We start from the raw sequence: 13,567 nt of genomic DNA, 5'->3' as shown, positions 1-13,567 counted from the left end.
CGGTTGGGCAGCAGGGCAGCTCCCCGGTGGAGCGCTTGCCACAATGCTCAGGTCCCGAGCAGAAGGCGCGCCCGCTGCGCGACCGGCGAAGCGCCTCGGACTTGAGATGCAATAAGTGAACACGAACGCCAAAATAGTCCGCGCTACATTCTGGACCGCGGCAACGTACGCTGCGTCTATCGTGCTCCGGTTCGGGTCGAATGTTGTCCTGTCCCGGCTGCTCACGCCCGAGACCCTCGGTGTCCTCCTCATCGTAAACACGGTCCGCCAGGGCATTGAGCTCTCTTCCGACATCGGCCTGGCCCAGAACGTCGTACAAAACAAGTCCGGCGGCACTGCCCGCTTTCTCAACACCATATGGGTGCTGCAGATCCTCCGAGGCGTGGCCCAGTCCGTGCTGGTGTTCGCATCCGCCGTGTGGATCGCAGGGCTCTACAATGTGCCGGTCCTAGCGTTCGAGTTGAGCGCCGGCATCCTTGTCGTCGGGGCGCTAGCCTCCACGTCCCTTTTTCTCATGCATCGCAACATGCAGATTGCGCGCATGAGTTTGTTTGAGGTCGGCGTGGATGCCATTGGTGCAAGCATAGCCATCACCGCTGCCCTCTTGAGCCCGACGGTTACGTCCCTGCTGATCGCGGCGATCGTATCTCAGGCCATGCGCACGCTGCTGACGCACTTGATCGCCGAGGAGCCCAACAAGCTGCAGTTCAGCAGCGAGTATGCGCGCGAGATACTTCAGTTCGGGCGCTGGATATTCCTGTCGTCGATTGTCATATTTTTGTGCGCAAGCTTTGACCGGTTGTACATCGGCAAGGTCGCACCGCTCGCCCTCGTCGGCATCTACGGGCTGGCGCGCGGCCTCTCCGACCTCCCTGCGGCCATGGTCGCACGCATCGGCTATTCGGTAATCTTCCCGATCGTCTCGGCGAACCAGAGCCTGGCGAGATCCGATGCGCGATCGAAGGTAGCCCGCGTGCGCTTCGCATTCCTATTGGCGGCCGCATCGATCATCGCATTTTGCGTCTCATTTGCCGATGTCGTTGTCGCCTTGATCTACGATGCCCGGTATCACGATGCTGCGTGGATGCTGCCGATCCTGCTCTGCGGCGTGTGGCTCGCCATTCTGTGCTCGATCAACGAGTACGTCCTTCTCGGCTTCGGCAAGCCCGCCTACAATATGATCGGTAACATCATAAAGCTGATCTACTACGTCGTTTTCCTGCCCTTGGCATTCCAGGCTGTCGGAATGGTCGGGATTGTCATGGTCGTTTCCGGCAGTGAGGTCGGTCGTTACCTGGCTCTCGCCGTGGGGCAGAAACGAGAAAACTTCTCGTTCATCAGGCAAGATCTGATTGCGAGCCTGCTCTTCGTCGCTCTCGTTGCTTTGTTTTCCTGGCTCAGATTGGTCGCAGGCTTCGGTACGGCCTTCTCGACGGTTCCCTTGGAGTTCGGCTGGCTGCTCGGGAGGCCGAGCTGATGTCCGCCCTGCCCGAAAACGCGACGCGGATCGGGGTCGTTCTCATTGGTCGCAACGAGGGCGAGCGGCTGATCGCGGCTCTGAGGTCTGTCTCTGGTCGAGCGGATACGATCGTCTATGTCGACTCCGGCTCGACGGACCGCAGCGTTGAGGCCGCTGAAGCCATGGGCGCGGCGACCGAGAGCTTGGACATGAGCACGCCATTCACTGCGGCCCGCGCGCGCAACGCCGGTTTTGCTACGCTCCTGAAGCGCGATCCGGCGGTCGACTTCGTGCAATTCATCGATGGCGATTGCGAGCTCGATCGCGGCTGGATCGACGTGGCGGCAGCCTTTCTCGAAAGCCATCCGGATGTGGCGCTCGTCTGCGGCCGCCGGCGCGAGAGGTTCCCGCAGCGCTCGATCTACAACAAGTTGTGCGACATGGAGTGGGATACGCCGGTCGGCGAGACGCGTGAATCAGGGGGGGACTTCCTCGTCCGGCGGGAGGCCTTCAGCGAGGTTGCCGGCTTTACCGAGCAGATGATCGCGGGGGAGGAGCCGGAACTGTGCGCGAGGCTGCGGCGCGCCGGTTGGAAAATCTGGCGGCTCGCCGCTGAGATGACCGTCCACGACGCCAACATTCTGCGCTTTCGCCAGTGGTGGCGCCGGGCTGTGCGATCGGGATTTGCCTACGCCTCGCTCCGCCACCTTCATGGCGCCGGCCCCGATCGGCATTCCCAGCGGAACGTCAAGAGTGCGCTGATCTGGGGCGCTGCCCTTCCCGTGGCCATAGCGGCCGCAGCGCTGGCCTACCCACCTGCCGCCGCTGCTGCCGTCATCTACCCGCTGCAGGCCGCCAGGATCGGTCTCCGGCAGAAGCACCAAGGGGCCGACCGATTTCTCTATGGGGCGTTCGTTGTTCTCGGCAAGTTTGCCGAGGCTGTCGGGATCGGCAAGTTCGCGTATGCCCGCCTGCGCGGCCGCGATCAGCCGCTCATTGAATACAAATAGCTGTGTCCACAGGGAATTAGATCAGCGGGAACGCTAGGCGCGCGGCCGCGCGAGCAGGCCCTTGATCGGGGCGAGAAGCGTGATCTCGGCGAGCACCATGGCGCACCGGGCGTAGCGCATGGTGAGGCGGCGCGGGTTGGTCGCCAGGCGCCAGAACCACTCGAGGCCGAGTTGCTGCATGAAACCGGGAGCCCTGATCTGGGTGCCGGCAAGAAAATCCAGACCAGCGCCGATGCACACGAACCCCACGGGGATGTTTCGCTCGACAGCGCGGGCAGCGAGCAGTTCCTGCTTCGGCGCGCCCAGGGCAACGAGGCACAAGCCAGCCCCCGAGGCGGCGATGCGATCGAGGGCTGCGTCGGCCTCGGCACCCTCGGGGTCAAAGCCATGCGGTGGAGCTTCCGCGCCAGCGATCCGAAGCTTGTGGCCGGTCAGGCGCGACAGCGTTTCGCCGGCGCTTTGGAGGACGTCGTGCGTCGTGCCGTAGAGGAAAATAGGGATGCCCTGCTCAGCGGCCGCCAGCGCGAGTGGAATAATGAGATCGGAGCCCGGGGTACGCTCGACGCGGGCGCCCTGTCGCGTGGCCAGCCTGGCTATCGGGGCACCATCTGCTGTAATAAAACGAGCCTTGGCATAGGCTTCCCGGAAGCGAGGCGAACGCCTGAGTTTGTCCAGGTGGTCCAGGTTGAGAGTAAAGACAGCGAAGCTTTCGCTGCGCACGGCCGTCTGAACGATCGCCGATACGGCCTCGTTCGCATCGGCCACATTGACCGGCCAGCCGTCCACTACGGCAAGAGTTTGGGGGCGAGACGCAATCGAGTTGAGCATACGCAGTACCAAATTTATACGCACGTTAGTGTTTCATTCATACACCGCCTCTCGGTGCACCGCAATTGGCGGTCCGCCGGGGTGTAGCGTGAAACAGTGTGCTGTTCTGAGACAGGGCCAGCGGTCGCCGGCGGTTCACGCGACTGACTTCGCAAGGGGCGCGCCAGTGGCGCGGTGCGCGGATCGCTTACGGCGCAACGCGGTGATGGTGTGGGCCGTCGGCCAGCGAACCGGGTGGCGATTGGGGGAGCGATCCCGGCCTTGCCGGAGGGCACGGCGGCCATAGTCGATTGCGAATGTCGCAACCGTGATGCGCTTCCGCTTTCGTGTGTGGGGAAGCAGTGTTAGTTTTGGCGGAGTAAAGCCGAATTCACGAAAAAGAGGCAGATTTCAGTTAGGTGGTTCGACGGCGCAGACGGTCCGGCCCAGCCCCTGATGGATGGTCTCTGTAATCGACGGCAATGTGGCCCGCTGTTTGCTTATTAGTACCCAAAGGTTTGCCATGGCTTCCTGGACATCCGTTAACGGATTTGGGTGGCGGGCTGGAGGCTGAGTATGAGGGTTCGTGCGTTCCTGGCGGTCTTTGCCGCCGTTGCATCTTTGAGTTCATCGGCCAGCGCCCAGGAGGCCGAAGGTTATCGTTTGGGGGTCCAGGATAGGCTACGGATTCATGTCCACGAGTGGCCTATTCTGACCGGTGAGTTCGTTGTTGGGGCGAACGGCTCTCTTATTCTTCCGCTGATCGGCGTCGTCCAGGCCAAGGGCCTCGAGCCCTCGCAGTTGGCAAGCCAAATATCAAATCGTTTGCGGGAACGCGCCAAGCTCGGCGCGACGCCTGACACGACCGTGGATGTCACTCAGTATCGTCCCTTCTACATTCTGGGGGGCGTCGAGCGGCCGGGTGAGTACAGCTACCGGCCGGGCATGCTTGTCGTGAATGCTGTTGCGATTGCCGGGGGGATTTTCCGGCCGCCCCGGACGTCTGACTGGGGTTTCGAGCGCGACGCCATCAATGGCCGGGGCGACCTTCGGCTGGCAGCCGTGAGGCGTGATGAGCTGGCGGCGAGAGAGCTGCGATTGAAGGCCGAAGCCGAAGGAAGCGAAGTATTCCCGCCGGTACCGCCGGCCTTGTCCGCGAGGGCCACCAGATTCATCGACGAGGAGCGCCTGCTCTTCAGCGCGCGCATCGATCGCCATCGCAATCAGTTCTTGGCTTACCAAGAGACCATCAAGTTGATCGAGGGCGAGATCAAGTCGCTCGAAGCTCAGATCGCCGCCGCTCGCAAGCAAGAGGACTCGGTTGCCAAGGAGCTCGAGGATACGCGTGGCCACGTAGCTCGTGCGCTCATACCGGCGCCTCGTCTGCTGCCGATCGAGCGCACGCTGGCTCAGATCGAGCGCGAAATGAAGGAAATCTCCACTCAGATCATGAGGGCGCGGCAGCAGATCAATGCGACCAAGATCCTTCGCGACAATCTGAAGGATGAGCGGCGCAGCACGGCTCTGACGGAGTTGCAGGCGCTCGAGGTGCAGAGGAAGGAGCTGGATGAGCGGGTCGAAACCGCCTCGCGTCTCGTCTCCGGGTCACAGGTTGCGTTGTCGAGCGCCGAGGAGCCGGGCGAAGTGTCCGGCACGCCCACGTACATCATCGTTCGCCAGCGTAACAATCTGGCAACCGAGCTACCTGCATCGGAGACGACCGTGCTCGAGCCTGGTGATATCGTGAAGGTCTACAGGCCGCAGGATGCCGGCTCGTCCCGCGGACGCGCCGGTGGTGCTCCTCGATCGTCGACGCAAGAGCAGCAGAGTCAGTAGCAGCAACCGAGTTCTTGTTCGCCGAGTGACCTCAGTCGTCGCTTGCCATGAAGTCAACGCCGGAAGCAGGCAGTCATGCTACATAAGAGTGTCGAGCCTCGCTCGCCCGACAGCTATCCCAGCCCGGCGGCAGCAAGTCCGTTCGATCAGATCGACCTTCGTTGGATGGTCAGCGCGGTGCTCCAGCACCGCTGGATGATCATCGCGGTGCCGGCGATCTTCACGGTGCTTGCGATCTTCTTCGTCATTGGCCGATCGCCAAATTTCACGGCTTCGACGCAGCTCGAGCTCACCAATCTGCGATTGGCCTTCAGCCGCGAGGATGCGCTTTTCGCTGAAACCCATCCGGATCCGACCTTTCTCGAGACACAGCTTCAGATCATACGATCGGATCGCGTCGCCCTGAACGTCCTGACGCATCTCCAGATGATCGCGGCCGATGCCTCCGCGCAGAGCAAGGCAGAAGCCCTCAAGAAGCTGCGTCAGGGCTTCTCGGCGGAGCGCGTCGGTCTGAGCAACGTCGTCGCTCTTTCCTACAGCTCGTCGAGTCCCGAGATGGCAGCGCAGCTCGCAAACGAGTTTGCGCGAGCCTACGTTGCCGAGCAGAACGCGGCCCGCTGGGATGCGGCGCAAGCCGGCAGCGGCTGGCTGCGTGATCGCTTGCGCGAGATCGGACCCAAGGCACGTGTCATCGCCGAGGCGCTGCCGCCGCCACACAAGAGCAACATGCGCGGATTGTTGATCATCGTCGCAGCGGGCATGGTCGGCGGTGTGCTCGCAGTTGCCGGTGCGTTTCTCTGGAAATTTCTCGACCGGCGCATTCTCACGCCGGAGGAGGCTGCAGCGGCAACCGGCGCAGAGTGCCTCGGCATTATTCCTCGATTTGCTGGATCGGCCAACGCGTCGCGAACCGATGTGAGTACGGAGCCGCAAGCCACCAACAGCTTCTCCGCCGACATGTCCTCGCTCTCGTACGCGCTCGACCATCCGAACTCGGAAGCTTGGTCGACGCTGCGGAACGTGAAGGCTGCGTGCGAGGATTGCTTCGGTGGAAAGGGGCTGCGCTACCTCGGAATCACCTCGACATTCGCAGGTGAAGGACGCTCGACGGTCGCCGCCAATCTGGCGCTGTCACTCGCGGCTTCGGGCAAGAGCGTTCTGCTCGTCGACTGCGATATCTACGATCCCGTGCTCTCGCGCACGTTTGCTGGTCCCGAAAGCATTGGGCTCAGGGACTATCTGCGCGATGGGCAGGCTTCGTTCGGGAGCCACGTGCTCGTCGAGCAGCGCACCGGCCTCAACTTCCTTCCGCTGGGAACCGGCAGCGGTGCGAATGGCGACGATATCTGGACCATTAATCTGCGCCGATTTTTTGAAGAGACGCTCGCCAGCTATGAGTATGTGATCTTCGACATTCCGACGCTCGGCAATCTTGCCGATATCCGCGCGGCCGCCCGCTACCTCGATGGCTTCTTGCTCGTCGTCGGATGGCGCAAGGTGACGGCCGAAACTGCCCGGCTGGGCGCGACATCGAGCAGCGTGATGCACGAGCGCCTGTTGGGCACGGTGCTCAACAACGTCGATAGCCGCGAGACGCGTTGGCTGCTTTCATCGCAAGTCAATTTCCTGAACAAGAGCGTGCAGACGGACGAGCTGCCCGGCGTGGTCGAAACCGTCCGCCGGGTAACCAACAAGACTTCCAGATCGAAGAAGGTGCTGGTCAAGGTCGCATTGGCCTTCATTCTGGCTGCTGCAACGATGGCCCTTCTCCCTTGATGGGGCGGCGCGGACGAGTGAAAGCCTGACGAGCGCTTTGTCGAGATCGGGAACAGATCTCGCGGAGCGCTGTAGCGCGCTTCTTGCAATGCCGAGGCGAAATCAGGGCGCCCGGCTACATCGCAGCGTTTCCTCGGCACGGCCGAGATTTCGACCGGGCCGAATGGCGCGGTCTCGAAGCGAAGGCAGGATTGATCGAGTATGGTAGACGAGCCGAGCGCCAATGATATTGCCGTGATCGGTCTGGCACTCCGTGTGCCGGGCGCTCGCGACGCGCGCCAGTTCTGGCAAAATCTCCGCAACGGGGTCGAATCCATCGAGGATCGGACGCCGGAGGAGCTGGTCGCAGCGGGAGAATCCGCTGAGCGCATCCGGCGCAGCAACTATGTTCGGCGCACGTCCGCACTTCCCGGCATGGCGGACTTCGACGCCGAGTTCTTCGGCTTCAGCCCGAAAGACGCTGCGATCATGGATCCGCAGCACCGCCACTTCCTCGAATGTGCCTGGGAGGCGATGGAGGACGCGGCGCGCCCGCCCGAGCGCACCACGGGGCCGGTCGGCCTGTTCGCCGGCTGCGGCATGGGCAGCTACTTCTACTTCAACGTCTGCAGCAATCGCCCGCTTGTCGATCAGGTGGGCATGTTCCTGCTGCGGCACACCGGCAACGACAAGGATTTCCTGGCGACACGCGCCTCGTACTTCTTCGATCTGCATGGGCCGAGCGTGAACGTGCAGACGGCGTGCTCGACCTCGCTCGTTGCCATCCACTACGCCTGCCAGAGCCTGCTCAGCGGCGAATGCGAGATGGCGCTCGCGGGCGGCGTGACGATCGAGATGCCCCACAACCGCGGCTACCTCTTCCAGGAAGGCGAGATCCTTTCGCCCGACGGCCACTGCCGTGCTTTCGACCATCGCTCTGCCGGGACGGTCTTCGGCAGCGGCGTCGGTGTCGTCGTGTTGCGCCGCCTGTCCGATGCCCTCGCCGACGGCGATCCGATCCGCGCGGTGATCAAGGCGACCGCGATCAACAACGATGGCGCCGGCAAGGCGAGCTATCTCGCGCCGAGCGTCACCGGGCAGGCGGAAGCGATCGTCGAGGCGCAAGCCCTGGCGGGCATCGACGCGGACTCCATCCAATACGTCGAGTGCCACGGTACCGGCACACGCCTCGGCGATCCGATCGAGATCGCGGCTTTGACCCAGGCCTTCCGCCAGAGCACGGACAGGACCGCCTTCTGCCGCGTTGGCTCGGTCAAGTCGAACATCGGCCATCTGGATACGGCTGCCGGCGTCGTCAGTCTCATCAAGGCGGTCCTGGCGCTCGAGAACGGCGAGATCCCGCCGACGCTCGGCTATGAGGCGCCGAACCCCGAGATCGACTTTGCTTCGAGCCCGTTCGTCGTTGCCGACAAGCTGGTGCCGTGGCCGACGACAAAAGGGCCGCGGCGCGCGGGCGTCAACTCGCTCGGTGTCGGTGGCACGAATGCGCACGCCGTCGTCGAGCAGGCACCGTCGCGGGCGCTGCCCGCAGCAGGCGCCGCGGACGGGCCGCAGCTTCTCATTCTCAGCGCACGCAATCGCAAGGCGCTCGATGATGCCGGTCAGCGTCTCGCGACGCACATCGAGGCAACGCCCGATCTTCGCCTCGCCGATGTCGCGCATACGCTGATGGAAGGGCGCCGCCGCTTCGATCAGCGGCGCGTCTTCGCCGTGGCAGACCGCGCCGATGCAATCACGGCGCTCTCGCAACCCGATCTGCGCCGCGGCTTCACGCATACGCCCATCGAGGGGCTTTCCGGCGCCGTCCTGCTCTTTCCCGGCGGCGGGGCCCAGTATCCCGGCATGGGCCGCGCGCTCTACGCGAAGGACCGCACGTTCGCGGCCGCCGTCGACGAAGGCCTGTCCTACCTTCCCGCCGACCTCGCTGCCCGGATTCGCGATCTTTGGCTCGGCACATCGACGGCGACGAGCGAAGCTGCCCGAGAGCTGCTGCGTCCCTCGCTCCAGCTTCCTGCAATTCTGATCATCGAGGTCGCTCTTGCGCGCCTCTGGCAGAGCAACGGGCTGAAGCCCGCCGCGCTGATCGGCCACTCCATGGGCGAGTATGCGGCCGCGACGGTCGCCGGCGTGATGTCCTTCGAGCGCGCCGTACGCCTCGTCCAGCTCCGCGGCGAGCTCTTCGACGAAGTGACGGGCGGCGGTCTGCTGAGCGTGCCGCTTGCTGCTGATGCGCTCGCGGAGCGGCTTCCCGACACGCTCGACATTGCCGTGATCAACGCGCCGGAATTGTGCGTCGTCTCGGGGCCCGACGGCGAGATCGAGGCCTTCCGTCAGGCCCTCGTCGCGGACGGCATCGACGCGGTGCGCGTGCCGATCAACGTCGCCGCGCATTCGCGAATGCTCGAGCCGATCCTCGGCCGCTTCGAGGTATTCCTGCGCGCGACACCGCTCTCCGCGCCACGGATCCCGATCGTCTCGAACCTCACCGGTACGTGGATGACGCCCGCCGAGGCGACCGATCCACTCTACTGGGTCAAGCATCTGCGCTCGACCGTGCGCTTTGCCGATGGCCTCGCCACTCTGGCGGCGGACAAGACGCGCCTCTATATCGAGGCTGGTCCTGGCCGCATGCTCTCGTCCCTCGTCAAGGCCCAGGGCACCATCGACGCCAATGCCGTCGTCAATTCATTGCCGCATGCCGACGAGGCGGTGGACGACCACCTGTATTTCCTCGCAGCCTTTGGGCGCGCCTGGGCTTGTGGTCTGCCTCTCCCCATTGAGCAGCTCGCCGCAGGCGCCAATCCGCGTCGTGTGCGTCTGCCGACCTATGCCTTCCAGCATCAGCGCTACTTCATCGAGCGTGTGGCTCCGGCCGCTGCGGAGAAGGATGCGGAAGTGCCGGCGAAGCGGCCTGATATGGCGACCTGGGGTTGGGCGCCCTCGTGGAAACCCGCCTATGCCGCCGGCACGCTCGGCGCCGACGAGGAGGCGAGCAGCTATCTCGTTTTCCTCGATGATACCGGCGTCGGCGACGAGATGGTGCTGCGCCTCCGCGCCAAGGGACATCGTGTCACCACCATAGCGCTCGGCGATGCCTTTGCGGCAAAGCCGGACGGCAGCTACGTGCTCTGCCCGGAGCTCGGGCGCGAAGGCTACGACGCCCTACTCACGCACCTTGCGGCAAACGGCGGCATCCCCGCGCGCTTCGTGCACCTCTGGCTGCTGACGGCCGACGAGAATTTCCGGCCCGGCTCAAGCTTCTTCCACCGTAATCAGGAGCGCGGCTTCTACAGCCTCTTCTTTCTCGCGCAGGCCCTCGGCGACGCCGACCTCGCAGACGACGTACAGATCACGCTCGCCACGAACGGCGCACAGCGCGTCGGCAAGGAGCCGCTGCTCTATCCTGATAAGGCGACCGTTCTCGGCCCCGCGCAAGTGCTGCCGCGCGAGCAGGCGAATGTCCACGTCCGCGTCGTCGATCTGCCGCTCGCCGCCGAACGCAGCGGAACCGCGCGCGGTCGTATGATCTTCGGCACCAGGACCGGCAAGGCTGCGAGCGGGGATGGCGTACGGCCGCTCGTCGACATGCTGTGGGATGATCTCTTTGCCGAGCCGGCAAGCGAGATCGTGGCCTATCGCGAGGGCCGGCGCTGGATCAAGGCCCATCGCGAAGTGCGCCTCGACGCGCTCGCTGACGGCGCGGATCGCTTCCGCGAGGGCGGCGTCTATCTGATCACGGGCGGCCTGGGCGATCTCGCGGTCGCATGTGCCGAGGACCTTGCGAGGACATGGCGTGCCCGGCTCGCCCTCGTCGGTCGCCTCGAGCTGCCTGAGCGCGCCGAGTGGCCCGATTATCTGGCAGCGCGCGGGGCTACCACGCGTGTCGGTCGAGCGATCGCCGCGATCCAGGCGATCGAGGCTGCCGGTGGCGAGGTCATGTACGTGCGCGCCGATCTCACCAACCCGGAGGCTGTACGCCGCGCCATTGCCGACACCAAGGCGCGCTTCGGCGCGCTGCATGGCGTTCTCCATGCAGCAGGTGTCGTGAGCGACAATCTCATTCAGTTGAAATCGGTCACCGACGTCGAGGATGTTCTGGCGCCGAAGGTGCTCGGCACCATGGTGCTCGAAGAAGCGCTGGCCGGCGAGCCGCTCGATCTTTTCGTCCTGTTCTCCTCGACGAGCACCGACACGACGCCTGCTGGGCAGGTCGATTACGTCGCTGCGAATGCCTTCCTCAATGCCTTTGCCGAGAGCCGGGCGAGCAAGGGAAAGACCGATGTCATCGCGGTCCACTGGGGGGTGTGGTCGGATGTCGGCCTCGCCGCTCGCGCGATTCGGAATGCCGAGAGCGACACACCTCTGAGGACCGTCGACGCCGCCAGCCAGCCGCTGTTTGCGGACCGCGTGCATGAGGAAGGCACCGGCGACTGGCTGGAGCTCATGGGTGATCCTGCCCGCCAGTGGCTGCTCGATGAGCACCGGCTGCGCTCCGGCGAGGCCGTGTGGCCCGGCACCGGTTACCTCGAGCTCGCCGCCGAGGCGGCGCGCGAGTTCGGCATCCATGGCGCGATCGAGATCGCCGACCTCACGTTCCTTCGCCCTATACATGTGCCCGACGGCGCGCCGCGGCCCATACGCGTGCGCGTCAGCCGGGATGGGCAGAATCTGCGCCTTGCGATCGAGAGCACGGCCGAGGCCGACAAAGGCGGTGCCTGGTTCCGCCACGCCGAGGCAACGGCGGCGATCGTGCGCACGCCGCAGCCGCCGCCGATCGACATTCAGGATACGATCGCGAGCTGCGCGATCAAATCTCTGGGCGAGGCCGGCCGAGCCATGCGCTCCGCACAAGAAGCTCATCTGCGTTTCGGGCCGCGCTGGCAAGTGCTGCGCGAGATGCACCTGGGTGACGGTAAGGCCATTGCCCGGCTTGCGCTCGACGAGGCTTTCGCCGGGGATGTCACGAGCGGTCTTCTGATGCATCCGGCGCTCGTGGACATTGCGACCGGCTACGCCATGGCGCTCATCCCCGGCTACGATGCCGCCGCGGGCCTCTGGGTCCCGGTGAGCTACGGCCGCGTGCGCCTCTATCAGCCGCTCCCGGCGTCGATCTGGAGCCTGGTCAAGCTCTCTGCCGACAATACCTTCGGGTCGGGCTTCGCCACCTTCGACGTGACCATCGCCGACGAATCCGGGCGCGTCCTCGCAGCAATCGAGAGCTTCACGGTGAAGCAGCTCGAAGCCGGCAGCAATTTTGCGGCAGCGCTGCACGATACTTCCGGCGCCCTGCCTGCTGCTCGTGGCCATTCCAGCCGCGAGCTCTCGCCGGCAATGGCGCGGCTCGCAGCGCAAGTCGGCAACGGCATCCTGCCTGCGGAGGGGGGCGAAGCGCTCCGCCGTGCCGTCGCGACGGGCCTCCCGCAGGTCGTCGTAAGTTCCATGGATTTGATGCTGCTCCAGAAGGCCGCCGCGCATCGCGAGGAGGGAGCCGCAGTGACGCCCGGGCTCGACCGCCCGGATGTGGACAGCGCGTTCGTCCCGCCCGAGACGGAGATCGAGAAGACGCTTGCCGGATTCTGGTCAGAGCTGCTCGGGATCGACAAGATTGGCACGGCCGACAGCTTCTTCGATCTCGGCGGTCATTCGCTCGTCGCCGTGCGCCTCTTCCGCATGATCAAGAAGGCCTATGCCGTGGATCTCCCGATCTCGGCACTTTTCGAGGCGCCGACGATTGCGGCGTGCGCGCGCCTCATCGAGGAGGCCGGGGGCCACTCGGGAAGCGGCGATGCCCCCGCATCTCCATCTCCCGCCGACGGCGCCAGCAAGATCCAGTTCGCGCATGTCGTGCAGATCCACGCCGGGCGCTATCCGCACGCGACGCCGCTCTTCATCTGCGCCGGCATGTTCGGCAACATCCTCAATCTGCGCCATCTTGCGATTCAGATCGGGCAGGATCGCCCTGTCTACGGCTTGCAGGCGCGCGGGCTATATGGAGGACAGGCGCCGCACGAGACGTTCGAGGAGATGGCCGCGAGCTATCTCGAGGAGGTCCGTGTCGTGCAGCCGCGCGGACCGTATCTCCTCAGCGGGTTCTCCGGCGGCGGGCTCGTCGCCTATGAGATGGCACAGCAGCTCATTGCGGCCGGTGAGACCGTCGACATGGTGATCATGCTCGACACGCCGTTCCCGGAGGGACTCGAGCTATCGAGGCTTGATCGGCTGTACATCCGATACCAGGAGTTCCGGCAGCAGGGTGGCGCCTTCTTCCATCGGTGGCTGTACGACCGCATATCGTTCGAGCTGAAGCGCCGGCAGAAGGAGAGGACCGACGAGAGCGGCAGCGAGCAGTTCCACAACAACGAGGTCGAAGCGGCCTTTCTTCGAGCGCTCGCGCGGTACCAGGCCGAGCCGTACGGCGGATCGACGCTTCTTCTGCGTCCGAAACTGCGGACCGCGTTCCATCTTCGCGATGGGCGACCGCTCAACTCGGATCGTCGTGTCGTCAAGTCCGACAATGGCTGGTCACCTTACCTTCCGGCCCTTTCGGTCAAGGAAGTTCCGGGCGATCACGACAACATGATCCTCGAGCCGAATGTTCGGGTGCTTGGAACATACATGCGCGAGGCGCTGAGAACGGCCGGGCAGATGCCGGTGCCGGAGGCATTGGCGGCCGAATAGG

The 13,567-nt window shown here is 64.6% G+C and carries 6 protein-coding genes; 5 read left to right on the top strand and 1 reads right to left on the bottom strand.

From position 1 onward, the window contains the following. The first annotated feature begins 115 nt into the window (after positions 1–115). Positions 116–1,477 (top strand): oligosaccharide flippase family protein, encoded by a 1,362-nt coding sequence (locus CS1BSM3_RS02640; RefSeq protein ID WP_072385421.1) that lies wholly within the window; start codon positions 116–118, stop codon positions 1,475–1,477. Then, the gene (locus tag CS1BSM3_RS02635) at positions 1,477–2,469 is read left to right on the top strand and encodes a glycosyltransferase family 2 protein (protein WP_072385420.1); all 993 of its coding nucleotides are present in this window, start codon (positions 1,477–1,479) and stop codon (positions 2,467–2,469) included. The genes CS1BSM3_RS02640 and CS1BSM3_RS02635 overlap by 1 nt, the downstream gene beginning before the upstream one ends. Before the next feature lie 33 nt (positions 2,470–2,502). On the opposite strand, the gene CS1BSM3_RS02630 is transcribed toward CS1BSM3_RS02635, so the two are convergent. Further along, positions 2,503–3,297 (bottom strand): WecB/TagA/CpsF family glycosyltransferase, encoded by a 795-nt coding sequence (locus CS1BSM3_RS02630; RefSeq protein ID WP_072385419.1) that lies wholly within the window; start codon positions 3,295–3,297, stop codon positions 2,503–2,505. Between the two features lie 555 nt (positions 3,298–3,852). Between CS1BSM3_RS02630 and CS1BSM3_RS02625 the strand changes: the two genes are divergently transcribed. The 3 genes from CS1BSM3_RS02625 to CS1BSM3_RS02615 all read left to right on the top strand — a co-directional run bounded on the left by CS1BSM3_RS02625 (position 3,853) and on the right by CS1BSM3_RS02615 (position 13,566). Continuing rightward, entirely contained in the window at positions 3,853–5,112 is a 1,260-nt protein-coding gene (locus tag CS1BSM3_RS02625) for a polysaccharide biosynthesis/export family protein (RefSeq protein WP_072385418.1), read from the top strand. 75 nt (positions 5,113–5,187) lie between these two features. Next, positions 5,188–6,888, top strand: a complete 1,701-nt coding sequence (locus CS1BSM3_RS02620; RefSeq protein WP_072385417.1) for a Wzz/FepE/Etk N-terminal domain-containing protein — start codon at positions 5,188–5,190, stop codon at positions 6,886–6,888. 201 nt (positions 6,889–7,089) lie between these two features. After that, positions 7,090–13,566, top strand: a complete 6,477-nt coding sequence (locus CS1BSM3_RS02615) for a type I polyketide synthase (protein ID WP_072385416.1) — start codon at positions 7,090–7,092, stop codon at positions 13,564–13,566. Position 13,567 lies beyond the last annotated feature (1 nt).

The organism is Hyphomicrobium sp. CS1BSMeth3 (assembly GCF_900117415.1).
Lineage (GTDB): Bacteria > Pseudomonadota > Alphaproteobacteria > Rhizobiales > Hyphomicrobiaceae.
This window is presented reverse-complemented; position numbering and strand designations above follow the sequence as displayed.